Genomic DNA, 23,818 nt, shown 5'->3' with positions numbered 1-23,818 from the left:
GGTGAGATTCCAGCATAAGGCAGTTTTGTGCGGTGCGGCAATCGCCAAAGGGCATCTCCAGTGTCAGCCTTTAGCCATACGTATCGCCTCTCCAGACGGCACGACGCCAGCGCTCTGGCAGGCAGGGCTGGCGTCGTGTTGGAGTGCTCGCGGCAGGCTCAAGGCCTGAAAGCATCAGCCCTCAGGGCGTGAAGCGGCAGGCAGCAAGGGGTGCTCAGGCCATCTGGACCGGAATGGCGTTGGCCGTATGGCTGACCTCGTTGCCTTCCATCAGATAGACCATGGAGGGCTTGTGCGCGTCCAGTTCGCTCTCGGCGTAGTGGGCGAAGGCGCAGATGATCACGCGGTCGCCGACGTCGGCCTGGTGGGCTGCGGCGCCGTTCACCGAGATGATCTTCGAGCCTTCTTCACCGCGAATGGCATAGGTGGTGAAGCGCTTGCCGTTGTCCACGTTGTAGATCTGGATCTGTTCGTACTCACGAATGCCTGCCATGTCGAGCAGGTCGCCATCGATGGCGCAGGAGCCCTCGTAGTTGAGGACGGCGTGAGTCACGCGGGCCATGTGCAGCTTGGCCTTGAGCATGATGGCTTGCATCAGGATGTCTCCAGTTGAGCGCCGCCGGGCGCAGATCAAGGCCCTGGTCCCAGGGCCTTGGCGCGTATGGCGTGGCGGACAGTGCCACGCCAGGGTGCAAGGCGGCGCAGTCTAATCAGGCATCAGGCCACCGGCAAGGCGACCTTCAGGTTATCGAGCAGGCGCGTACGGCCCAGATGAGCGGCGACCAGAATCACCGCCTCGCGCGTGTCATCCTCGACCGCCCCCAGGTCAGCCGCGCGGCGCAGCTCGAGATAGTCCGGCTTGAAGCCGCTCTCGCTGATGGCGGCCAGTGCCTCGCGCAGCGCCACATCACGCGCCACGCCCTGCTCAAGGCGAGCCTTCAGGGCGTCGAGGCACTGCTTGAGACGCGGCGCGATGGCGCGCTCCTGCGTACTCAGGTAGCCGTTGCGTGATGACAGTGCCAGCCCATCCTCGGCACGCACGATGGGCACACCGATGATCTCGATGCCGAAGTGCAGGTCGCGGTTGAGCTTGCGGATCACGGCCAGCTGCTGGAAGTCCTTCTCGCCGAAACAGGCGACTTCAGGGCGTACCAGATTGAACAGGATGCTGACGACGGTGGCGACGCCATCGAAGTGCCCCGGACGGTTGCCGCCGCACAGGCCTTCGGAAACGCCCGGCACCTGCACGTTGCACAGTCCGTCGCGGCCCGCGGGGTAGAGTTCCGCCGTCGAGGGGGCGAACAGCAGGTCACATCCTTCTGCGGCCAGCGCATTCTGGTCGGCCTCGAGGGTGCGCGGATAGCTGTCGAGGTCTTCGCCGGGGCCGAACTGCAGCGGGTTGACGAAGATGCTCGCGACGACCATGTCGGCGTGGCGGCGCGCTTCACGGACCAGCGACAGGTGGCCGGCATGCAGGTTGCCCATGGTCGGCACCAGCGCGATACGCAGGCCATCGCGGCGCGCCTGGGCGAGTTGCTCGCGCAGGACGTTGATCTGGGAGACGGTTTTCATCAGAAGCCGTGCTCCGGCGCAGGGAAGCTGCGCGTCTTGACCGCCTGGTGGTAGGCGGCGAAGGCCTCCTGCACGCTGCCGGCATCGCTCATGAAATTCTTGACGAAGCGTGGCTTGCGGCCGGGCGTCAGGTCGAGCATGTCGTGCATGACCAGAATCTGGCCATCGACGTCCACGCCGGCACCGATGCCGATCACCGGCACCTCGACGGCATCACGAATGCGCGCGGCCAGCTCGGACGGCACGCATTCGAGCAGGATGATCGCGGCACCCGCGGCTTCCAGCGTGCGCGCATCGGCGATGATCTGCTCGGCGCGTGCCTCGTCGCGACCCTGCACCTTGTAACCGCCGAAGGCATGTACGTGCTGTGGCGTCAGGCCCATGTGCACGCAGACCGGTACACCACGCTGGACGAGCGCGGTGACGGCATCGGCCAGCCAGGCTTCGCCTTCGACCTTGACCATCTCGGCGCCGGCACGCATCAGACGCGCCGCATGATCGAGCAGGATGTCGGTGCTGGCATTGCTCATGAAGGGCAGGTCGGCCATCAGCAGGCTGCCTTGCTTGCCACGTGCCACGGCGGCGGTGTGGTAGCAGATGTCATCGATGGTGACGGGCAGGGTGCTGGTATGGCCCTGCAGGACCATGCCGAGAGAGTCGCCGACCAGCAGCACTTCAATGCCGGCATCGCTGGCAAGATGAGCAAAGGTGGCATCGTAGGCGGTGAGGCAACTGAACGTCTCACCATCGGCCTTGAGGCGGCGCAGGGTGCTCAGGGTGACGTTTTTCATCGGGACGCTTACTCGTTGCGGCGCGTATGACGCGGCTGCCCGTGGCGTCGAGCAGCCGCGATCGCGAGAAGGCCGCCGAGGGCGGACTGCGGGCGACACGGGCCGGTGTTACCAGAAAGTGTTACCGCACAGGCCAAAGTGGGCACGACGGTAACAAGATGGCGAAACTCTACTCCTGAGGTCCGAGGGGGAGCAAGTCATCGCCCTCAACTCGAGACGCCAGTGTTTCGAGATTCTCCTCGCCCAGCACGCTGAGGCGCTGCGGGCCCAGCAGGTCAGCCAACGGGCGCATCACGAAACCACGTTTGAGCATTTCGCGATGGGGCACGACGAGACGCGGCGTCGAGATCCTGCTGTCATTGAAGAGCAGCAGGTCCAGATCCAGCGTGCGGGGGCCCCAGTGACGCAGCCGCACGCGGCGATGCTGCTGTTCGAGGGCTTGCAGTTGATCGAGCAGGGCGAGGGGAGACAGGCGGGTCGATAGCTCGGCGACGGCATTGACGAAGTCGGGCTGGTCCTGCGGGCCGACCGGCTTGCTGGCATACAGGCGAGAGTGTCGCGTGCAGCGGGTCAGCGGCAGCCGGTCGAGAGCCTCAAGCGCGCGCTCCAGTTGAGCGCGCGGATCGTCAAGATTGGCACCGAGGCCAATCAAGGCTGTCGAAATCATGCGGAGTTCCTGCGTGGAGACGGCAGTGGCTCAGACGAGCCACTGCTCAGCCCTGGCCGCGACCATTGCGCCGACGCTTGCCGCGACGCTTGGTGCCGACCGGCTTGCTGCCGGCGGGGCCTTCATCGGAGACACCTTCGATCATCGTGACCTGGGTGCGAGCATCGACTTCCTGGAAGTCGGTCCACCACTTGCCCAGCCCCGGCTTCACTTCGCCGGCGAATTCGCGCAGCAGCAGGAAGTCGTAGGCGGCGCGGAAGCGCGGATGCTCGCGGGTCTGGAAGGCGCGTTTGCCACGGCGACGTGGCAACTTGGCCTGCATGTCCCAGATCTCGCGCATCGGAATGCTGAAGCGCTTCGGGATCGAGGTATGGTTGAGCTGGCGAGCGATCGCCTGTTGAGCCGCCTGGTGGGCTGCCGGAATATCGGGCATGCCACTGGCGATCAGCTGGTCGGTACGCGCCTTGACGCCCGGCCACAGCAGGGCGGCATACAGGAAGGCCGGCGTGACCGGCTTGTCTTCGCGGATGCGGTCGTCCGTGCTGGCCAGCGCCTTCTCGATCAGCGGCATGGACCAGTGATAATGCGCGAAGCTCTCTTCCGTCTCGGGGAACAGCATCTGGAACAGACCAAACTCACGCAGGAGATGGAAGGTTTCCAGTGCATAGCCGGACATGAACAGCTTGAGCACTTCCTCGAACATGCGCGCCGGCGGAATCTGCAGCAGCAGCGGGGCCAGTTCGTACATCGGTTCGGCCGTGGCCTCCTCGATGTCGAAGTCCAGCTTGCCGGCGAAGCGGACGGCACGCAGCATGCGCACCGGATCTTCGCGATAGCGTGTTTCCGGATCACCGATCAGGCGAATCATGCGCGCTTCGATATCGCGTACACCATTGGCCCAGTCGTGGATCGTGAAGTCGGACACGTCGTAATAGAGGGCATTGATCGTGAAGTCGCGGCGCAGCGCGTCCTCCTCGATGGAGCCGAAGACGTTGTCACGCAGCAGCATGCCGTCTTCCGACTGCTGGGTATGCTGGCTGGGCGTGCTATCGGCAGGCTTGCCGCGGAAGGTGGTGACCTCGATCACCTCACGACCGAAGCGCACGTGCACGATACGGAAACGACGGCCAATGATGCGGGCATTGCGGAACAGCTCGCGGACCTGTTCCGGCGTGGCGTTGGTGGCCACGTCGAAGTCCTTGGGGCGTTGTCCGAGCAGGGCATCACGGATACAGCCACCGACCAGATAGGCCTGATATCCACCGCTTTGCAGGCGATAGAGTACCTTCAGCGCATTCTCGCTGAGCTGGCGGCGGGACACGGGATGCTCATCCCGCGGTATCACACGCAGGCTGGGCAATGGGGCCGCGGGCGCGTCAGTTGCATTGAAAAGCGTCTTCAAGCGGTCACCGGGGCGTTGTAGAAAGCGGGTAAATCCTTTGAGCATGCAGCGATTCGACTCGTGCGTGGCAGGCCGCCCAGTGTAGCCGAGGGCAGATACCTTGGCAAAGCGCCGGTCTGCCATCCAGGGGCCGACTCTGCACTTCAAGGCGTCTGACGAGGCGAAAATCACCTCTCAGACAAGGAAAAAGGGAGACCGATCACTCGGTCTCCCTTGCAGGTAGGGTACACGCATCCTTGAGCGGATGTTCTTTTTCGTGATGGCGCATCGCCCTGAATACGCACCACAGTCACTAATCAATGCAGACAGATCCTTCGTGTTGCAGATCATGTTGTTGTTGTCTGGCTGTCTGTTCGGTGACCATCTCGTATTCAAAACAATCTTCCATTCACCGACGGCTGAGTAGCCTCCCCCCGCGAGTTGTTGTTGTTTCGGGGGTGATCCGGGGTCGAGCCTGTTGTTCTTGTTGGTGCTCGAGGCCGGATTCGTCGCGTCCTGGTCAGTAGATTCCGGACTGCCGATATCTTGTTGTTGTTGGATCGGCGGATGATGAACTGCGGCCGTTTGTTCTTGTTTTGGCTCTTGCCTGTCACCACTCATGTAGTGAGGCATGCAGTTCATCATCAATGTCACGCGCTCGACGGGTATTGTTCTTGTTGGTGTCGAGGGTTTTCGAAGCATTGCGCGTTCTTGTTGTTGTTGGGCGCGCTTCGTATTTCCGGTTGTTCTTTTTCTTGACCGTGTTATTGCATCGGATGTGCCACAGCTTAAAAAAAACCAGCAATTCAGTCATTTAGACATAGGTCGCTGAGACGTGAGGTGTAGAGGGGTGCGAGGTGTTACCTGACGTGGCCATTGGTGCGCTGGATGGGGTCATGATTTGGGGTCGATGGTAACAATTGGTGCGAAGGTCTAACGAAGTGCCTTGCAAGCTAATGATTGAGCTGGGTTTTTTGCGAGTCTTTCGACACTAAAGTCTAGCGATGCCCTCGATGATGCGGGGATCTGTGGCAGGCAAGGTGGCGCCGCAGGCGGGTTGCTCGCTCGGGAGGGCACCTGCATGGTGCAGTGACTTCTGTGCGTCAGCGTCAGTGCTCCGGCGTCGCTCCAGCTTCATTGCGCCAATGTCAGTTTGCGGGAGAGCTGCGGCGGCCCTTGCGACGTGGAATGCCCAGGCGCTGGCGTCGCTCCCAGAGGTTCTTGCGGCTGATGCCGAGGCGGCGTGCGAGCTCGGTCTCGCTCATGTGGTCCTGATGCTCGAGCACGAAGTGCTGGAAGTAGTCCTCCAGCGAAAGGTCTTCCTCTTCACCAGCATCGCCGACCACCGAGAGGCCGCTGCGTGGGGTGTCCGCAGGCGGTGGCTGGCCCATGTCCTGTTGGCCGGTCGCGGGCTGACCTGTGACAGGCGCTGCGGCCGTCTCGGGACTTGCGTCCCTGGCGGCGCCTTTCACTGTGCCTTTCATCGACCCTTTCATCGCTCCTTTCGCCACCCCTTTGCCCGCTGTCTTCGGCGCCTGAGCAGTGGACGGGGGCGCAGGGTTTGCCGTTGCGGCGGGCGCTGGCTGAAGCGGCTGCCCTGAGGGCGTGCGCAGGCCGAGGTCTTCCGGGGCGATGATGCGGCGCTCCGCCAGGATGACGCCACGCTCGAGGGCGTTTTCCAGCTCACGCACATTGCCGGGCCAGGCGTAGTGATGGATTTCCTGACGCGCCCGCTGAGAGAGTCGCATGCCGTCACGGCCATGCTTGCGGGCGATGCCGGCCAACAGGTGCTCGGCCAGTTCCAGCACGTCATCGCCGCGCTCACGCAAGGGAGGCAGGTCGATCTCCATCACGTTCAAGCGGTAGTAGAGGTCGAGGCGGAACTCGCCGCTGGCCGAGAGCTGGTGCAGGTTGCGGTGGGTCGCGGCGATGAGGCGGATGTCGACGTAGCGCGTCTCGATGGCACCCACGCGGCGAATCTCGCCCTCCTGCAGCACTCGCAGCAGGCGCGCCTGGGCATCCAGTGGCAGTTCGCCGATCTCATCCAGAAACAGCGTGCCGCCGTCGGCGGCTTCGATCAGGCCGGTGCGCGAGCTGGTGGCGCCGGTGAAGGCGCCTTTTTCATGGCCGAACAGCTCGGACTCGATCAACGTCTCGGGAATGGCGGCGCAGTTGACGCAGATCAGCGGCGCTTGATGGCGTCCACTCTGGCGGTGAATGGCGCGCGCGACCAGCTCCTTGCCGGTGCCGGACTCACCGAGCACCAGCACGGTGACATCGGCGGGCGCAACCTTGCGGATGCGGGTATAGACCTGTTGCATGGCGCGACAATGGCCAATCATCTCCACCGGCTTGTTGGCCGTGCCAGCATGCGCCTGGGGAGGAGGGGGCGCGGCGCTCGGCGCCCCCTGGCGTGGCAGCGACAGCGCATCTCGCACGCTGCGCGCGAAGGCCTGCTGGTCGAACGGCTTGGGCAGATAGTCGGCTGCCCCCGCCTTCAGGCAGCCGATGGCGGCGTGCAGGCTGGGGTTGTCGGCCAGCAGCAGCACGGGAGTTGGCCGGCTGGCGCGCAGGATCGGGTCGGCATGCTCTCCGGCCAGTTCGCTGTCGCAGATCACCAGCGCGAAGTCGGCGGGGTGCTGCAGACGGGCATCCTCCAGGCCGCTGGCCTGCACCACGTCGTGACCCTCGCGCTCCAGCAGATGCTGCAGCGTGTTGCGCGAAGCACCTTCCTTTTCGACGATCAGAATCCGGGCCATGGGGTGATGTCGCTCGCCTGAGGGTGTGCATGAGGGAATGACTGTCGTTCGAGTCTGTCCTGTTCCCACAGGGGAGGCAATCCGACAATCGTGGCTGTTGTCAGGCGTCCCGAGTGCATGGCGTGCCTGGTCTCAGCTGTCCTCAGCTACCTTCATCAGTCCTTGGCATTGGAGCAGTGGCCGCACTGAGTGACGGCGCGGTGCCGACCGCCGCGAGTGACCAGCGAGGAGTGGCGTGGGCGAGTTGCTCAGCGGGGCTGGCGGTCGCCAGTTCCGGTGGCGGCGCCTGGCCGAGCAGCGTCAGGGTATAGTGCAGCAGCGCTCGAATCGCGCTGGCGTCTTCCGGCAGGGCCGGCGCCAGATTCTGCTTGGAGAGCTTCTGGCCATTGTCGGCGGTGATCAGTGGCAGGTGCGTCAGGCGGGGCATCGGCAGGTCGAGCGCAACCTGCAGCAGGCGTTGCCAGGGGCTGTTGTCGAGCAGATCGAGCCCGCGCACGACGTCGGTGATGCCCTGCTCGGCATCATCCACCACCACGGCCAGCTGATAGGCCCACAGGCCATCGCGTCGCTTGAGCACCACATCGCCGAGCGCGGCGAGATCCAGCTGGACCGCGCCCTGCAGGCGGTCCTGCCAGCCAGCGATGGCCCGGGTGCCGCCGAAGCGCTCTGTCGCACGCACATCCAGCCGCCAGGCATGCTCGCCCGCGGGAGGTTCGGCTCGCTCTCGGCACCAGCCGGGGTAGATGGCGTGCTCGCGCCACTGCTTGCGCGAGCAGTCACACGGGTAGGCGATACCACTGGCCTTCAGTTGCTCCAGTGCCTCGGCGTAGGCGGCGTGACGCTGGCTCTGATAGCGGAGCTCGCCATCGCGCTGCAGGCCGAAGGCATCCAGCTGGCGCAGGATGGTATCGGCGCTCCCGGCGGGGCAGCGCGGCGGGTCGATATCCTCGATACGCACCAGCCACTCGCCGCCGTGATGGCGGGCATCGAGATAGCTGGCGACGGCGGCCAGCAGTGAGCCCGCATGCAGCGGGCCGGAAGGGGTAGGGGCAAAGCGGCCACGGTAGGCGGTAGGCATGTGGGCTCCGTCATCCTTCGTGGTGGGGAATTCGCAGGCAGCAGGGCCTGAACGCATACGGGCACCGCTCCGAGGAGGGTGCCCGTATGGGGGATGAGGGCGACGGCCTGACGTCGCTTCATCGACAGCAGGGCTTAGCGGCCCAGCTGCTTTTCCTTCAACTCGGCCAGCGTCTTGCAGTCGACACACTGGGTAGCGGTCGGACGTGCTTCCAGACGACGAATGCCGATCTCGACGCCGCAGGCTTCGCAGAAGCCGTAGTCGTCTTCATCGATGTTCTCGATGGTCTCGTTGATCTTCTTCAACAGCTTGCGCTCGCGATCACGTGTTCTCAGTTCGAGGCTGAAGCCTTCTTCCTGGGTGGCACGGTCTGCAGGGTCCGCGTAGTTGTTGGCATCTTCCTGCAAGTGACGCACGGTGCGATCGACCTCTTCCATCAGCTCCTGTTTCCAGTCCAGCAGGATCTGACGGAAGTGCGCTAGCTGCTTCTCGTTCATGTACTCTTCACCCGCTGCCGGCTCATACGGGGTGAATTTCTTAAGCGCTTCCGGCTTGGTTTCAGCTAAGGGCATGGGACCGCCTCATTCCGCAAGGTGACTTGGGCCGTCGACAGTCTGTTGCACTGCCTCCTTGGCCACGGCGAGGGGGCTGTCCTGACTGCTGCCCTCGCGAGAAGATCAGCTTATTTAGCGTAAAAATGACAAGTTTGCAACCGATCTCCGACGATAGTTTGTAGCGGGCAGTGGTCCGGCGTGTACCGGCAAACACCGATTTTCCTGCACGAAGGGGCTGGGAATGGGCCTTGGCAGGCGCCTAGAATGAAGCTCCCATCCTGAGGAGTGTTGTCATGCCGTTTGCCCGCCGTCTTGAATCCGTCGCTGCCTTTCGCGTGATGACGCTGCTGGAAGCCGCCCAGGCACGCGAGGCCGCGGGCCATGACGTCATTCATCTGGAAGTGGGCGAGCCCGACTTCCCGACCCCCGCGCCGGTGATCGCTGCCGGGCAGGCGGCGCTGGCGGCCGGTCAGACGCGCTACACCCCCGCCTGCGGCCTGCCGGCCCTGCGCGAGGCCATCGCGGCAGACTACCAGCGTCGCCACGGCGTCACGGTCTCTCCCTCCCGTATCATCATCACGCCCGGTGCCTCCGGTGCCTTGCTGCTGGCCACATTGCTGTGCGCCGAACGTGGCGACAGCGTGTTGATGGCCGACCCGACCTACCCCTGCAATCGCCACTTCATGGGCCTGGTGGATGCCCAGCTGGATGTGGTGCCCGTCAATGCCGAGAGTGGCTGGCAGCTGACCGCCGAACTTGCCGATGATTTCTGGCGCGAGAACACGCGGGCCGTGATGGTGGCATCGCCCTCCAATCCCACCGGACACGTGCTGTCGCCCGAGGAATTGAAGGCGCTGGGCGAGCTGTGCCAGTCGCGTGATGCGTACCTGCTGGTGGATGAGATCTATCAGGGGCTGACCTATGGCGTGCCTGCGCACACTGCATTGGCGGAGTGCCCGGACGCCTTCGTCATCAACAGCTTCTCGAAATACTTCGGCATGACGGGCTGGCGGCTGGGCTGGCTGGTGGCGCCTGAAGCCGCGGTCGAGCCATTGTCACGCCTGGCGCAGAATGTCTTCCTGGCTGCCTCGACGCCTGCCCAGCATGCGGCGCTGGCGGCCTTCACGCCGGAATGCGAAGCAGAACTCGAGCGTCGTCGGCAGGTGCTCGAAGCCCGCCGTGGCGTGCTGCTGGCCGGGCTCGAACGTCTGGGGCTGGCGCCGTCGGTGCCGCCGCAGGGCGCCTTCTACGTCTGGCTGGATATCTCGCATCTGAGTGATGACAGCGAGGCCTTCTGCCGCGCACTGCTGGAAGAAGAGAATGTCGCCATCACGCCGGGCACGGACTTCGCGCTGGCCGAAGGGCGTCGCCATGTGCGTATCGCCTTCACCGTCGATGAGGCGCGTCTGCGCGAGGCCTTGGCCCGCATGGAGCGCTTCCTTGAGCGGCGTGCCACTCAGGCGGGAGTGTCGGCTTGATGGTGCTTGAGGGGCTGTATCGTGGTCGCCTGATCCGTCGTTACAAGCGCTTCTTCGCCGAGGTGGAGCTGCTCGAGGGTGAGCGGGCCGGTGAAGTGGTGACGGCGCATTGCCCGAATACCGGCTCGATGCGCGCGGTGTGCGTCGAAGGCTGTGAGGTATGGCTATCGCCGTCCGACAACCCCAAGCGCAAGCTCGCCTGGACCTGGGAGCTGATTCGCCTGCCTCTGGACTCGCCCGGCGCTGACGGTCGGCGTGAGGCCTTGGTGGCGGTGCATACCGGACGTGCCAATGCCCATGTCGAGGCGGCGCTGCAGCAGGCCAGCGTCAGCGTGCTGCGCGACATGGGGCTCGCCGACTTTGCGCGCCTCAAGCGCGAGTCGCGTGTCGAGGTCCTGCTGCCGGGCAATGACATCCCGGAGCGCTCACGGCTCGATTTCCAGATGTGGCCGAGCGAGGAGGGCGCGGCCTCGATCTATCTGGAAGTCAAGCAACTGACGCTGCGTGAATCCGACGGTCACGGCTATTTCCCGGACTCGGTGAGTACGCGTGCACAGCGTCATCTGGCCAGCCTCGCGGCGCTGGTCGCAGCAGGCCACCGCTGCGTGCTGGTGTTCTGTGTCGCCCATGACGGGATCGAGGATGTCGCACCGGCGGCGCATCTCGACCCGGCCTATGCACAGGCCTTTGCCCAGGCGCAGGCCGCCGGTGTCGAAGTGCTGGCGCTGGGCATGCAGATCACGCTCGAGGAGTCTCTTTCAGATGCGGGTCAGCCACTGTGGCGAGCAAGACTGGGTCTGACGCGCGCGCTGCCACTGCATGACGCGCGCTTTGCTGGCTGATCAGGTCGCTGGCGCTCAGCCTGTCAGTCAGCGCTCGTCTCTCTCTATAATCTCTCCATCATCTCTCTATCATCTCTCTATCATTTCTCCCTCATTTCTCCACCGCTGCCTGCGGCCTCCCACAGCAGCAGCTGTGCTGGTGAGGCGTCGTTGTGCACCAGCTCAACGTCCAGCGCGGTCAAGCGTTGGCCGACGCAGGGTCCGCTGATGCAGGTGCCGTGATGCGGTTCGAAACAGGCCTGATGGCGGTGGCAGAGGATCAAGCCGCCGGTCGCGTCCATGTAGGGATCGCCAGTCTCGTCCTCGGTCAGCATTCGACTGCCCTGGTGCGGGCAGCGGTCGAGGAAGGCGCGCGGGCCATCGGGCTGCATCACCAGCAGGGCCGGGCGGCCATCATCGAGTGTCAGTGTCATGCTGCGGCCGACGGGCAGTGGTGGCAGCGGCAGTCTCAAGCACAGCTTGGATGAGGGCCCTTGGGGTAGTGTTGGTGGCCTTTCGGACATGAGGGGGCTCGCATCGGGTATCATGGCAGCGTTGGCACGCTCTCTTGTGGTCTTTTACCGTGTCTTGCCGCTTCCTTCCATGCCGGGTCATCTTCATGTCGCTATTTCGCCGCTCGATCAATTCCAGCTTCCGCTCCAGCAACGAATCCGAGACGCCTGAGCGCACGGCCGGGGTGAGCCGTCGCCAGTTGCTGGCCGGCATGGTCGCCTCGGCGGGCGGGCTTTCCGTGCTGGGCACGGCACTGTCCAGCCCGCTCGCACAGGCCGCTCAGCCAGCCAACGGGCCGTTGCCACCGCTGCCGGCCTGGCATGACCCCAAGGCGTCCCACCCGTTGCTGGGCAGCATTCTGGTCGCGGAGGGCAACCGTCGTCTGTCCCCAGCGGCGCTGGTCGATTGGAGTCAGGCGCACTCGATGGTGCTGCTGGGCGAGCATCACGACAATCCGGACCATCACCAGCTGGAACGCTGGTTGATCGATGCGCTGGTCGCGCGGCGCCAGCTGGGCGGTGTGGCGCTGGAGATGCTGGACACGACCCAGGATGCCGCCTTGTCGCTGGCCAATCGTACGTCGCTTGCGGTCGCCGGATTGCCGGATGACGAGCTTCAGCAGTTGCTGGCCTGGAATGCGCGCTGGCCCTTCACCGACTACGCCCCTCTGTTGCGCGGAGCACTGGACAGTGGCGCGCCGCTCGCCTCTGCCAGCCTGTCGGCGGCACAGCTGGAGGCCAGCATGGCACCGGGACAGTCGCCGTTGGCGCTCCCGGAAGCGGTACTGCGCCTGCAGCGTGAGGCGCTGGATGAAGGCCATTGCGGCCTGCTGGGTGCAGAGCGCCTGGATGCGATGCTGCGTGCGCAGCTGGCGCGGGATCAGCAGATGGCAGAGCGCCTGGAGGGCCTGGCGGCCGACGGCGCCACCAGCCTGCTGGTGTGTGGCTCCGGTCATGCCCGTCGCGATATCGGCGTGCCGCGCTGGCTGGATGGCAGCACGCTGTCCGTGGCGCTGATGCCGGTGGCCTGGGATGACGCGGGCCAACCGCTGACACATCTCACCGATTATCTGCCCGAAAGCGCCGGTGCGGCGCCGGCCTATGATCTGGTGTGGTTCACGCCGGCGACGGCGCCAGTCGCGGATGCCTGTGAAGGCCTGCGTGAGACGATGCAGACGACCGTCAGCTAGCGGTCAGTCAGGCCCTGCTTAGTCAGCCCCCGGACATCAGCAACATAACTGCGGCCTGAATTGCCGGCATGAAAAAGGCACCTCTCGGAGGTGCCTTTTTCGTTGGTGCGACCTGCGTGGCGCGACCTGCGTGGCGCGACCTGAACAGTGATGCGATCAGGCGTTCTTGAGATCCGAGGCGCTGTCGGCACGACGACGCGGTGCCTTCTGCGGCGTTTCGTCGTTGTGACTGTCGTTATGACTATCGTTGCTGCCGGCCTGCTCACGGAAGCGGTCTTCGATATAGGTGATGCGCGTGCGGCCGTGGGGCACCGGCTTGAAGTCGGCATCGACGCTGACCAGCACGATGCGGTCGATGGTCAGGATGCGCTCGCGGGTGATCTTGTTGCGGATCTCGACGCACAGCGAGATCGAGGTGCGACCGAAGGCGCTGGCGGTGATGCCCAGTTCGATGATGTCGCCCTGACGCGCGCTGGAGACGAAGTTGATCTCCGACATGAACTTGGTGACCACGCGCGAGGTGCCCAGCTGGACGATGGCGTAGATGGCCGCTTCTTCATCGATCCAGGCCAGCAGGCGTCCACCGAACAGGGTGCCGTTGGGGTTGAGATCTTCAGGCTTGACCCACTTGCGGGTATGGAAGTTCATGCACTCTCTCCTCGGGATGCCGGCGCACCTCACCGGAAGTGCGAGCCGTGATCCTCAGCTGCGTTTACCCCGAAAGTATATAGACTTTAGTTGCGACTGTCTGTGCATGGCCCGGATAGCGCAGCGCTATCGCGGCGCGGAAGAATTGCTGGCGTCATGACGCGAAACGGCCGACAGGAGTGTCCTGTCGGCCGTTTTCTTGCGGTGCCTGGCGCTTGGTCTGTGGCGACTTATGTATGGCGCCTGAACTCAGCGCTGGTCGGGCGGGCAGTTGTCGCGGCAGACGCGGAAGATGGCCACTTCCCCGAACAGATTCGGCCACCAGGTCGCCGCCGGGTGTGGCTCGTGATCGCCATTGCCGACCGCGCGGTCGATGATCTTGAGGCCCTGGGCGCGACACAGGCGCTCGAAGTCCGCGAAGGTCGACAGGTGGATGTTCGGCGTGTCGTACCAGGCGTGAGGCAGCGATTTGGAGACCGGCATGCGGCCCTTCATGCCCAGGTGCAGGCGGTGGCGCCAGTAGGCGAAGTTGGGGAAGGTGATGATGGCCTCACGCGAGACGCGCATCATCTCCTCCAGCGCACGGTCCGGGCGACGCAGTACCTGCAATGCCTGGGACATCACCACGCGATCGAAGGTGTCATCGGCGAAGTTGGCCAGGCCGTCATCGACATTCTGCTCGATGACGTTCACGCCACGGGCGACACAGGCACTGATGTTGTCGGGGTCGATCTCCAGGCCATAGCCGAAGACCTGCTTGGTCTCCTTGAGGGAGGCCAGCAGGGTGCCGTCACCGCAGGCGAGGTCCAGCACGCGCGCGCCTTCGGGAATCCAGTCATGAATCTGGGCGAGGTCGTTACGCATGGCTGGTCTCCTTGGTGCTCGGCTTTTGCGTGGCTTGCGCGCCACAGGCGTGGTCGTAAGCGCGAGTCAGGAAGTTGCCCAGCACCGTCTCGTAGCGTTCGCCCGGCAGCAGGAAGGCATCATGGCCGTGTGGCGAGTCGATGTTGGCGTAGCTGACCGACTTGCCGGCATGGATCATGGCATTGACCAGCTCGCGAGAGCGTGACGGTGCGAAGCGCCAGTCGGTGGTGAAGCTGACTACCAGTACCGGGCAGCTGATCGGCGCCATGGCCGCGGACAGGTCATCGCCTGCCGTGGCCGCAGGATCGAAGTAGTCGAGCGCCTTGGTCATCAGCAGGTAGGTATTGGCATCGAAGGCGGTGGAGAAGGTATCGCCCTGGTGGCGCAGATAGCTCTCGACCTGGAAGTCGACGTCGTAACCGAAGTTGAGGCGGTCCTGACGCAGATCACGCCCGAACTTGGTGCCCATCGAATGCTCGGAAAGATAGGTGATGTGACCGACCATGCGCGCCAGCTTGAGGCCGCGCTTGGGCACGGCATCGACACGCGAGTACCAGCCGTCATGGAATTCCGGGTCAGAGCGAATCGCCTGACGCGCGACTTCATTGAAGGCGATGTTCTGCGCCGAGAGTTTCGGCGTGCAGGCGATGATGGCGACATGACCGACGCGATCAGGGTGGTCCATCACCCACTGCAGCGCCTGCATGCCACCCAGCGAGCCGCCGACCACCGCCGCGAAGCGGGTGATGCCGAGAGACTCGGCGAGGCGCTTCTGGCTCTCGACCCAGTCCGGCACGGTCACCAATGGGAAGTCAGGCCCCCATTGCTCGCCCGTCTCCGGGTTGATCGAGGTCGGGCCGGTACTGCCGTGGCAGCCGCCGATGTTGTTCAGCGCGATGACGAAGAAGCGCGAGGTATCAATGGGCTTGCCGGGGCCGATGTAGTCGTCCCACCAGCCAGGCTTGCGGTCGCTCATGGCGTGATAGCCAGCCGCATGATGGTGGCCGGTGAGGGCATGACAGATCAGGATGGCGTTGCTGGCGTCCGCGTTCAGCTCGCCGTAGGTCTCGTAGACCAGCGAGTACTGCTCGAGGCGTCTGCCGCAGGCCAGCTCCAGCGGGGTATTGAAGTGGGCAGTCTGAGGCGTGACGAGACCGACCGAATCCGGGGGCAGGGAATCAGGCATCGTGGTGAAGGTTTCCAGCATCATGTCCAGCAGAGTGTTCGGGGCAAGGCCCGTGTCCGGGGCGCGAAGCCGCGGTGATGCGCCTTGTGGGCGTCTCGTGCACCGTGGTTCTGGCTTCGGCCGAGGGCTCACTCTAGCACAGCGTGCGCACGCGTGATCCAGTGACACGCGATGCAAGAGCGCCCGCCACGGGAGTCCGTGGCGGGCGCTGATCTCGTCGGCCTGCGCGCTGGGCGCGTGCGAGCCAACCTTGCTGGCGGAGCGCCGGCTTAACTGAAGGCGCTGCGCAGCATGCCCAGTGACGGCAGGGTCTGGTTGATCAGGCTGCCGACCAGGTTGAGCGCGATGAACACGAAGATCGGAGACAGGTCGAGCATGCCGATCGACGGAATCACCTTGCGCACCGGCTTCATGATCGGATCGACCAGCTGGTGGACCAGGATGGCGCCCGGGTGGTTGGCCTGCGGCGCGACCCACGACAGGATGATCATCGCGATCAGGGCGAAGAAGTAGATGTTGATGATGCTGTCGAGAATGGTGCCCAGTGCCGTCAGCGCGATGAAGCCGACCGGCAGCATGCCGCCACCGAACAGGGCGCCGATCGCGACCAGCACCAGGCTGACGACGATGAAGGCCGCGGCCAGGGTGGCGATGTCGAAGCGACCCAGCGGGCGCAGAATGCCCTGCAACGGGGCCACCAGCGGGTTGGTCGCCTTGACCACTGACTGGGTGACCGGGTTGTAGAAGTCCGCGCGGGACAGCTGCAGCAGGAAGCGCAGCATCAGGATGTAGACAAACAGTTGCAGCAGGATGGTGACCAGCTGAAGTCCGATATTACCCATAGCACCCATGGGGCTTTCCTTAAGACGGTGAGAAGTGGGCGCGCGATAGTGCACGCGTCATGCCGCTAGCATGCCAACAACAGATGAACAGCGCATGATGGCCTGTTGTGACCCGGCCTGCCAGCGGCCTGCAGGAGTTGTCAGTGGGGCAGAGGCTGTCAGCGATCCAGCTCGCGGGCAAGCTCGGCGGCGCGCACGCTGGAGGCCTTGGCGGCGCGCTCGACGATCTCGCGCAGGCCATCCTCCTCGAAGCTGTTGATGGCGCGCTCCGTGGTGCCGTTCGGCGAGCACACGCGGCGGCGCAGCTCGGCAGGCTCATGCTCGCTGGAGAAGGCCATCTCGGCGGCACCGCGGGCGGTCTGGATCGCCAGGCGGCGCGCGGTCTCGGCGTTCAGCCCCAGCTCGATGCCTGCCGCTTCGAGTGACTCGATGAACAGGAAGAAGTAGGCCGGGCCGGAGCCGGAAATGCCGGTGACGGCTTCCAGCAGGCCTTCTTCCTCGACCCACTCGACGATACCGACCGCGGTCAGCATCTCATCCATCAAGTCGCGTTGCTCCTCCGTCACCTGGGCGGTGGCATAGAGGCCGCTGGCACCGACACCGACCAGTGACGGCGTGTTGGGCATGCAGCGGATGATGGCGAGGTCGCCGCCCAGCCAGCGCTCGAGGCTGTCGCAGGTGATGCCGGCCGCGACCGAGACGATCAGCGGCTTGCGGTTCTGCACCGCAGGGGTCAGCGCTTGGCAGACGTCATGCATCATCTGCGGCTTGACGCCCAGCACCACCACATCGGCTTGCGAGACGGCGTAGGCGTTGTCCTGGGTCGTGCTCACGCCGTAGCGCTGCTCGAGGGCATCGAGTGTCTCGCGCGAGCGGGCCGTGGCGATGATGCGGTCCGCGGGATAGCCGGCATCGACCATGCCGCCGAAGATGGCGCTGGCCATGTTGCCGGCGCCGATGAAGGCGATGGTGCGCGGTGTAGCGGTGCTCTGGTGCGTCATGCGGTGCTCCTGATCATTCAGTGGGAGGGCTGGCGGCAAGCTCGAGAGCCTTGCATCAGCGAGCGTTGGGCTCAGTGGACGTGGGAATAGTCACGTGCGCCGAAGATGGCAGTGCCGAGGCGTACCAGTGTCGCACCTTCGGCGACGGCGGCCTCAAGATCCGCGCTCATGCCCATCGAGAGCGTATCGAGCCGGGCCTGCGGGTAGCTGGCGGCAGGGAAGCGCGTCTGCAGTTGCTCCAGCAGCTCGCGCAGCTGGCGGAAGGGCGCACGGCGCTCGGTCTCACTGGCATCGGCGGCGCAGGGGGCCGGAATCGCCATCAGGCCGCGCAGACGCAGTCCGGGCAGCGCGATCACCGTCTCGGCCAGCGCCAGCAGTTCCTGCGGTGCCACGCCAGCCTTGGAGGTTTCGCCGGAGACATTGACCTGCAGGCAGACATCGAGCGCGCCAAGCTCATCGGGGCGCTGCTCACTCAGGCGGCGTGCGATCTTCTCGCGTTCCACGGTATGCACCCAGGCGAAGTGCTCGGCAATGGCGCGCGTCTTGTTGGACTGGATGGGGCCGATGAAATGCCATTCGATATCGGTGAGGTCCGACAGCGCCTGCTGCTTGTCCAGCGCTTCCTGCAGGTAGTTCTCGCCAAAGGCCCGCTGGCCGGATTGCCAGGCTGCGCGCACCAGCGTGGCGGGTTTGGTCTTGCTGACGGCCAGCACTTGCGCCGAATCAGCGTTGCGTTTACTTGTCTGCAATGCCTTTTCCAGCCGCGCGCGGGCCTCTAGGATACACTGGGTAACACAAGCTTCGTCGTCGGGGACTGCGGTCATGCGGCTCGGCTCCAGAATTTGCGGAACAACCTGGCGATGGCTGGCACGGTATCAGGCGTGTCATCAATAGCATGAGCGTGACAGGCCTGGTGACATGGTGCCCATCGCACTATCTACTGAAGAGTCACTTCACACTTTCACCAGAGTACACAAGACTCGTTGGTACAAGAGCTTCGGTCTTCGCGAGGGAACTGCATGGATATTACCGAACTGCTGGCTTTTTCGGCAAAACAGAACGCGTCGGATCTTCACCTGTCCGCTGGTTTGCCACCGATGATTCGTGTCGACGGTGATGTGCGGCGCATCAATGTGCCGTCAATGGATGACAAGCAGGTGCGCGCGCTGATCTACGAGATCATGAACGACAAGCAGCGCCGTGACTTCGAGGAATTCCTCGAGACCGATTTCTCCTTCGAGGTGCCGGGTGTCTCGCGCTTTCGTGTCAACGCCTTCCATCAGGGGCGTGGCGCGGGGGCCGTCTTCCGTACCATCCCCTCGGAAGTGCTGACGATGGAGGATCTGGGGCTCGGTGAAGCCTTCCGCAAGATGTGCATGCTGCCGCGCGGCCTGATTCTTGTCACCGGGCCGACCGGCTCCGGTAAATCCACCACGCTGGCGGCGATGGTCGATTACATCAACGAGAACAAGTACGACCACATCCTCACCATCGAAGACCCGGTGGAATTCGTGCACCAGTCCAAGCGGTGTCTGGTCAACCAGCGTGAAGTGCATCGTGATACCCACGGTTTCGCGCCCGCGCTGCGTTCGGCGCTGCGTGAAGACCCGGATGTCATTCTGGTCGGCGAGCTGCGAGATCTCGAGACCATCCGCCTGGCACTGACCGCGGCCGAGACGGGCCACCTGGTGTTCGGCACCCTGCACACCACCTCCGCGACCAAGACCGTCGACCGTATCATCGACGTCTTCCCCGGCGAGGAGAAGTCGATGGTGCGCTCGATGCTGTCCGAGTCCCTGCAGGGCGTCATCGCCCAGACACTGCTCAAGAAGATTGGCGGTGGCCGGGTGGCGGCTCACGAGATCATGATCGCGACGCCTGCCATTCGTAACCTGATCCGCGAGGACAAGGTGGCGCAGATGTATTCCTCCATCCAGACCGGTGGCGCCCTGGGCATGCAGACACTGGATGCAGCGCTGACGCGTCTGTTGGCGGAAGGGCTGGTGACCAATGAAGATGCTCAGGCGAAAGCCAAGGGCTTGTTGAGCTGAATTCGCCAGGAGTACCGACAATCACGTTGCAGGTAGGTGGGGTAGGGGCCGGAACACGTCAACTTTTCAGGTTCATGGGACGGCATTTCAGCGCGAGGCCTTGGGCGCGACTCTCAAGGCGCATATCGGGATACAACTCATGACTCCTCATGAATGGCTGCATGAACTTCTGCAGTTGATGGTCAGCAAGGGCAGCTCGGACCTTTTCATCTCCACCGGCACACCGCCGCAGATGAAGGTCAATGGCCGCATGGTGGCACTGGGTGACAAGAAGCTGGGTGTCGATCAGGTGAGAGAGCTGGTGCTCGCACCGATGAGTGACATGCAGCGAGAGCGCTTCGAGGAAGAGCGCGAGGCCAACTTCGCGCATAGCTTGCCGGGAGTCGGGCGTTTCAGGATCAGCGCCTTCTATCAGCGTAGTCAGATGGGCATGGTGATTCGCCGCATCCAGCTGTCGATTCCCAGCCTGGAAGAGTTGCGGCTGCCGGAGATCATCAAGGGGCTTTCCGAGACCAAGCGTGGTCTGGTGATCTTCGTCGGCGGTACCGGCGCCGGCAAGTCGACCTCGCTGGCGGCGATGATCCAGCACCGTAACCAGACCACCAGCGGGCATATCATCTGCATCGAAGACCCGATCGAGTATATCCACCCTCACCAGCGCTCCATCGTGACGCAGCGTGAAGTGGGGATCGATACCGAGTCCTTCGAGGTGGCACTGCGCAATACCCTGCGCCAGTCGCCTGACGTGATCATGATCGGCGAGATCCGCTCGCGCGAGACCATGGAGCACGCGCTGACCTTCGCCGAGACCGGTCATCTGTGTCTTGCGACATTGCATGCCAACAATGCCAACCAGGCGCTGGACCGCATCATCCACTTCTTCCCGGAGGAGCGTCATGAACAGGTGTGGATGGATCTGTCGCTGAACCTCAAGGGCATCGTGGCCCAGCAGCTGTTGCCTCACAAAAGTGGCAACACCACCCAGCGCGTGCCGGCAATTGAAGTGATGCTGCGTTCGCCGCTGATCGTCGACCTGATCCGCAAGGGCGCGGTGGTCGAGATCAAGGACGTCATGAAGCGCTCGCAGCAGCAGGGCATGATGACCTTCGATCAATCGCTGTACGCCTTGCATCAGCAGGGCTTGATCACCGAGGAAGTGGCATTGGCGCATGCCGATTCCGCCAATGACCTGCGCCTGATGATCAAGTTCGGTGATTCCGACAGTGCCCAGGAAGCCCAGTTGGATGTCCTGAATGCCGCCAGTCGCTTCTCGCTGCAAGGGGATGACGACTGAGGCGTGTCAGTGATGCCAGCTGTCGGTGTTACCAGCGCAGTGATTGGCCAATCAAAAGCCGCCCTTCTTCTGAGGAAAAGGGCGGCTTTTTCGTATCCGCTGAGGATCAGCGAGCGTAGAGGCCGCCCAATACTCTCGGGCCGCTCGCGCCGGTGACGCTGGGCAGGTTGCCGGGGCGCTCCAGTACTCTGCGCGCCGCGAGCCAGGCAAAGGCGCTGGCTTCGAGCAGGTCTGCGTTCCAGCCCATGTCAGCGCAGGACACGAGAGGCGTCGCTTGCTCGCCTTGCGCCAGGCGCTGCTCCAGCTGTGTGAGCAGGGCGCCATTGCGTGCCCCGCCACCGCAGGGAGTCAGCGCAGCCAGTGACACGCCGGTCTGCTCCAGTGCCCGCACGATGCTCTCGACGGTCAGGCTCAAGAGCGTGGCCTGCACGTCGGCCGGTGACTCGTCGCCGGTCAGGTGCTGTGCCAACCAGTCGAGATGGAAGTCTTCGCGGCCAGTGCTCTTGGGAAGTGGTCGGCGGAAGTAATCGGCCGACAGCAATCTCTCGAGCAAGTCAGGGATCACCTTGCCGCTGGCGGCCCATTGGCCGTCCTGATCCACCGCGGTGCCACGATGACGGGCATGCCAGGCATCCAGCAGGCAGTTGGCGGGGCCGGTGTCGAAGCCGATGACGTCAGCCGTGGAGTCCTGAGGGGGAAGTAGCGTCAGGTTGGCGATGCCGCCCAGGTTGAGCAGCCCATGCCATTGGTTTGGCTGACTGAAAAGGGCAGCGTGGAAGGCGGGCGCCAGCGGGGCCGCCTGGCCGCCGGCGGCCAGATCACGGCGCCGGAAGTCAGCGACGACGGGAATGCCGCACAGCTCGGCCAGCAGACTGGGGTTGTCGAGCTGCAGAGTGTAGGGCGTGTGGCATGGCCGGTCGCTGAAACCGTAGGGGCGATGCTCGATGGTCTGGCCATGGCTGCCGATGGCCGCGACATCGTCTGCACTCAGTTGCTGGCGGGTCAGCAAGCGCGTCACTGCGCTGGCGGCCAGTTCGGCCAACGCCTGCTCGGCGGCGGCGAGATCGGCGAAGCATGCCTCATCGCAATGCATCAGCTGCCAGAGCCGAGTCCGCAGTGTCTCGGGCAGCGGCAGGTCGAGCCCATCAATGAAGCGAATCCGTTCGTGGTCTGGCGAGGAGGGGGTGATATCGAGCAAGGCGATATCGAGTCCGTCCAGGCTGGTGCCGGTCATCAAGCCAAGGTAGAGCGCCATGCGATGATCTCCCGATCCAGTGGGGGTGAAGCTTGTGAGCACGCCGCTCTGCGGCAGGGGGTGCATGCCATGCTCGTCATGCTAACATTCTCGGCCAACATGCCCCGTTACGAGGGGAGCAGCAACGGTCAGAGAGGGCAGGATGAGCGACAAGTCAGTAGTGGAAGCGCTGGAGATCATCAAGCGCGGTACCGATGAGGTGCTGGTCGAGGAAGAGCTGATCAAGAAGCTCGAGTCCGGGCGCAAGCTCAAGGTCAAGGCAGGTTTTGATCCGACGGCGCCGGACCTGCACCTCGGTCATACGGTGCTGATCAACAAGCTGCGCCAGCTACAGGACCTCGGTCACGAGATCATCTTCCTGATCGGTGATTTCACCGGCCGCATCGGCGACCCCACCGGCAAGAGCGTGACGCGCAAGCCGCTGACCGAAGAGGACGTGAAGGCCAACGCCCTGACGTATCAGGAGCAGGTCTTCAAGATCCTCGACAAGGATAAGACGCGCATCGCCTTCAACTCCGAATGGATCAACAAGCTCTCCGCGGGTGACATGATCGAGCTGGCGGCCTCCAGTACGGTCGCGCGCATGCTCGAGCGTGACGATTTCGACAAGCGCTATACCGGCAACCAGCCGATCTCCATCCACGAGTTCCTCTACCCGCTGATCCAAGGGTATGACTCCGTGGCGCTGGAAGCGGACATCGAGCTTGGCGGCACCGATCAGAAGTTCAATCTGCTGATGGGGCGTGAGCTGCAGCGCCAGCGTGGCCAGGAGCCGCAGGTCGTGATCACCATGCCGATCCTCGAGGGCCTGGATGGCGTGCAGAAGATGTCCAAGTCGCTGGGCAACTACATCGGCATCAACGACCGCCCGGGCGAGATGTTCAACAAGATCGTCTCCATGCCGGATTCGCTGATGTGGCGTTACTTCGAGCTGCTGTCGCTGCGTCCCCTCGATGAAGTGAAGGCGCTGATGGCCAGCATCGACGACGGTGCCAACCCGCGTGATATCAAGATGGAGCTGGCGCGCGAGCTGGTGGCACGCTTCCACGATGAAGAAGCGGCGGCGACGGCGCACCTTTCCAGCGGCAATCAGCTGGCCGACGGCGAGTTGCCGGCGGACATGCCTGATGTCACCGTCAGCCTGGAAGGCGCCGAGGTGGCGCCGATCGCGGCGGTCATCAATCGCGCGGGCCTGGCCAACAACAGTGCCCAGGCCAAGGACATGCTCAAGAATGGTCGCGTGAAAGTGGATGGCGAAGTGGTCGAGCCTTCCTATATGGCACCTTTCGATACCGCCATCGTCATCCAGGCGGGCAAGAAGCGCTACGCGAGAGTGACCGTGACGCGCTGAGGTGCTGAGGGATTCTGAAAGGTATTGAGAAGACGCTGGCGTATGTCGCTCCCGTTCGGCCCCACCAGACATGGTGGGGTCGAACGCGTTTAGAGCGCCTGACATCACCGCGGCGAGATTCTCTCAAGAAAGCCCTTGCCCTCACGGCGGTTCGTGCGTAAAGTACGCATCCGCTGCCGGGGACGCATGGCGTCACCAGCGGTGAAAGAGGTTTGCAGGTGATTGTTTTGCTTGATGTTTTTGAAGCTCGCTTCGAAATCATCGATTGACAATCCCGGGCGATTCGCTAGAATACGCCGCACTCCTTACGGAACAGGTGATCGAGCAACGCTCCTCACCGCTTGATGATGCTTAGAGGCAGTCGACTGACTCATCATCAAGTGCTTGACTTCTCAAGCGTTCCAAGTAGAATATGCCTCCTCGCTTAACAGCGACGCTCTTTAAAAATTTGATCAGGTAATTCGTGTGAGCGCTTGCCGATGAGTGGTGACAAGGTCACCAAATATCGGAGCAAGCCTCTCAC

23 protein-coding genes are annotated in these 23,818 nt (G+C 63.7%); 6 read left to right on the top strand and 17 right to left on the bottom strand.

Annotation, left to right across the window (positions count from 1 at the left end; all coding sequences use genetic code 11):
* Nucleotides 1-214: 214 nt before the first annotated feature.
* From panD to dksA, 9 genes are all read right to left on the bottom strand, one after another.
* Complete coding sequence (panD, locus tag ACJJV2_RS16280; RefSeq protein WP_043333409.1) at nt 215-595, bottom strand: aspartate 1-decarboxylase; 381 nt, start codon at nt 593-595, stop codon at nt 215-217.
* 122 nt (nt 596-717) lie between these two features.
* Nucleotides 718-1,572, bottom strand: coding sequence for a pantoate--beta-alanine ligase (gene panC / locus ACJJV2_RS16275; RefSeq protein WP_405282282.1), 855 nt, complete (start codon nt 1,570-1,572; stop codon nt 718-720).
* Nucleotides 1,572-2,363: a 3-methyl-2-oxobutanoate hydroxymethyltransferase gene (gene panB / locus ACJJV2_RS16270; protein WP_054556449.1), complete on the bottom strand. Its 792-nt coding sequence runs from the start codon at nt 2,361-2,363 to the stop codon at nt 1,572-1,574. The genes panC and panB overlap by 1 nt, the downstream gene beginning before the upstream one ends.
* A 169-nt stretch (nt 2,364-2,532) precedes the next feature.
* Complete coding sequence (gene folK, locus ACJJV2_RS16265) at nt 2,533-3,030, bottom strand: 2-amino-4-hydroxy-6-hydroxymethyldihydropteridine diphosphokinase (protein ID WP_043333416.1); 498 nt, start codon at nt 3,028-3,030, stop codon at nt 2,533-2,535.
* Between the two features lie 46 nt (nt 3,031-3,076).
* The gene (pcnB, locus tag ACJJV2_RS16260; RefSeq protein WP_043333418.1) at nt 3,077-4,477 is read right to left on the bottom strand and encodes a polynucleotide adenylyltransferase PcnB; all 1,401 of its coding nucleotides are present in this window, start codon (nt 4,475-4,477) and stop codon (nt 3,077-3,079) included.
* A gap of 544 nt (nt 4,478-5,021) precedes the next feature.
* Nucleotides 5,022-5,225 (bottom strand): hypothetical protein, encoded by a 204-nt coding sequence (locus ACJJV2_RS16255; RefSeq protein ID WP_192839090.1) that lies wholly within the window; start codon nt 5,223-5,225, stop codon nt 5,022-5,024.
* Between the two features lie 334 nt (nt 5,226-5,559).
* Nucleotides 5,560-7,170: a sigma 54-interacting transcriptional regulator gene (locus tag ACJJV2_RS16250; RefSeq protein WP_405282279.1), complete on the bottom strand. Its 1,611-nt coding sequence runs from the start codon at nt 7,168-7,170 to the stop codon at nt 5,560-5,562.
* A 142-nt stretch (nt 7,171-7,312) separates the two neighbouring features.
* Nucleotides 7,313-8,248, bottom strand: coding sequence for a tRNA glutamyl-Q(34) synthetase GluQRS (gene gluQRS / locus ACJJV2_RS16245; protein ID WP_405282277.1), 936 nt, complete (start codon nt 8,246-8,248; stop codon nt 7,313-7,315).
* A gap of 134 nt (nt 8,249-8,382) precedes the next feature.
* On the bottom strand, nt 8,383-8,820 hold the full coding sequence (gene dksA, locus ACJJV2_RS16240; RefSeq protein WP_043333424.1) for an RNA polymerase-binding protein DksA: 438 nt from the start codon (nt 8,818-8,820) through the stop codon (nt 8,383-8,385).
* 275 nt (nt 8,821-9,095) lie between these two features.
* On the opposite strand from dksA, the gene ACJJV2_RS16235 reads away from it, so the two are divergent.
* Entirely contained in the window at nt 9,096-10,280 is a 1,185-nt protein-coding gene (locus ACJJV2_RS16235; RefSeq protein ID WP_405282275.1) for an aminotransferase class I/II-fold pyridoxal phosphate-dependent enzyme, read from the top strand.
* The gene (gene sfsA / locus ACJJV2_RS16230; protein WP_284726556.1) at nt 10,280-11,122 is read left to right on the top strand and encodes a DNA/RNA nuclease SfsA; all 843 of its coding nucleotides are present in this window, start codon (nt 10,280-10,282) and stop codon (nt 11,120-11,122) included. Before ACJJV2_RS16235 ends, sfsA begins: the two co-directional genes overlap by 1 nt.
* 80 nt (nt 11,123-11,202) lie before the next feature.
* Here the strand turns inward: sfsA and ACJJV2_RS16225 are convergent, their stop codons facing one another.
* Nucleotides 11,203-11,535 carry a Rieske 2Fe-2S domain-containing protein gene (locus ACJJV2_RS16225; protein WP_324691102.1) on the bottom strand — a complete coding sequence of 111 codons (333 nt, stop codon included), beginning with the start codon at nt 11,533-11,535 and terminating at the stop codon, nt 11,203-11,205.
* A gap of 185 nt (nt 11,536-11,720) precedes the next feature.
* On the opposite strand from ACJJV2_RS16225, the gene ACJJV2_RS16220 reads away from it, so the two are divergent.
* Complete coding sequence (locus ACJJV2_RS16220) at nt 11,721-12,803, top strand: ChaN family lipoprotein (protein WP_405282273.1); 1,083 nt, start codon at nt 11,721-11,723, stop codon at nt 12,801-12,803.
* Between the two features lie 156 nt (nt 12,804-12,959).
* Here the strand turns inward: ACJJV2_RS16220 and ACJJV2_RS16215 are convergent, their stop codons facing one another.
* The 6 genes from ACJJV2_RS16215 to ACJJV2_RS16190 form a co-directional block, all read right to left on the bottom strand.
* The gene (locus tag ACJJV2_RS16215) at nt 12,960-13,451 is read right to left on the bottom strand and encodes an acyl-CoA thioesterase (RefSeq protein WP_279836961.1); all 492 of its coding nucleotides are present in this window, start codon (nt 13,449-13,451) and stop codon (nt 12,960-12,962) included.
* Between the two features lie 249 nt (nt 13,452-13,700).
* Entirely contained in the window at nt 13,701-14,315 is a 615-nt protein-coding gene (gene metW / locus ACJJV2_RS16210; RefSeq protein WP_153635072.1) for a methionine biosynthesis protein MetW, read from the bottom strand.
* Nucleotides 14,308-15,501, bottom strand: coding sequence for a homoserine O-acetyltransferase (locus ACJJV2_RS16205; protein ID WP_153635073.1), 1,194 nt, complete (start codon nt 15,499-15,501; stop codon nt 14,308-14,310). Before ACJJV2_RS16205 ends, metW begins: the two co-directional genes overlap by 8 nt.
* Nucleotides 15,502-15,770: 269 nt before the next feature.
* Nucleotides 15,771-16,352 carry a YggT family protein gene (locus tag ACJJV2_RS16200; protein ID WP_043333437.1) on the bottom strand — a complete coding sequence of 194 codons (582 nt, stop codon included), beginning with the start codon at nt 16,350-16,352 and terminating at the stop codon, nt 15,771-15,773.
* A 149-nt stretch (nt 16,353-16,501) separates the two neighbouring features.
* Nucleotides 16,502-17,344 carry a pyrroline-5-carboxylate reductase gene (gene proC, locus ACJJV2_RS16195; protein ID WP_405282270.1) on the bottom strand — a complete coding sequence of 281 codons (843 nt, stop codon included), beginning with the start codon at nt 17,342-17,344 and terminating at the stop codon, nt 16,502-16,504.
* A gap of 71 nt (nt 17,345-17,415) precedes the next feature.
* Complete coding sequence (locus ACJJV2_RS16190) at nt 17,416-18,168, bottom strand: YggS family pyridoxal phosphate-dependent enzyme (RefSeq protein ID WP_405282268.1); 753 nt, start codon at nt 18,166-18,168, stop codon at nt 17,416-17,418.
* Nucleotides 18,169-18,363: 195 nt separating this feature from the next.
* On the opposite strand from ACJJV2_RS16190, the gene ACJJV2_RS16185 reads away from it, so the two are divergent.
* Nucleotides 18,364-19,395: a type IV pilus twitching motility protein PilT gene (locus tag ACJJV2_RS16185; protein ID WP_043333445.1), complete on the top strand. Its 1,032-nt coding sequence runs from the start codon at nt 18,364-18,366 to the stop codon at nt 19,393-19,395.
* Nucleotides 19,396-19,534: 139 nt separating this feature from the next.
* Nucleotides 19,535-20,689: a PilT/PilU family type 4a pilus ATPase gene (locus tag ACJJV2_RS16180; RefSeq protein WP_405282266.1), complete on the top strand. Its 1,155-nt coding sequence runs from the start codon at nt 19,535-19,537 to the stop codon at nt 20,687-20,689.
* 106 nt (nt 20,690-20,795) lie between these two features.
* Here the strand turns inward: ACJJV2_RS16180 and ACJJV2_RS16175 are convergent, their stop codons facing one another.
* Complete coding sequence (locus tag ACJJV2_RS16175) at nt 20,796-21,944, bottom strand: anhydro-N-acetylmuramic acid kinase (protein ID WP_405282264.1); 1,149 nt, start codon at nt 21,942-21,944, stop codon at nt 20,796-20,798.
* A 142-nt stretch (nt 21,945-22,086) separates the two neighbouring features.
* Between ACJJV2_RS16175 and tyrS the strand changes: the two genes are divergently transcribed.
* Nucleotides 22,087-23,295, top strand: a complete 1,209-nt coding sequence (gene tyrS, locus ACJJV2_RS16170; RefSeq protein WP_248380459.1) for a tyrosine--tRNA ligase — start codon at nt 22,087-22,089, stop codon at nt 23,293-23,295.
* Nucleotides 23,296-23,818: the final 523 nt, after the last annotated feature.

The sequence above is a fragment of the Cobetia sp. Ld8 genome (genome assembly GCF_045066615.1).
Taxonomy (GTDB): Bacteria; Pseudomonadota; Gammaproteobacteria; order Pseudomonadales; family Halomonadaceae; genus Cobetia; species Cobetia amphilecti.
Note: the sequence above shows the minus strand (reverse complement) of the source record. Positions and strands in the feature narration are given on the sequence as shown.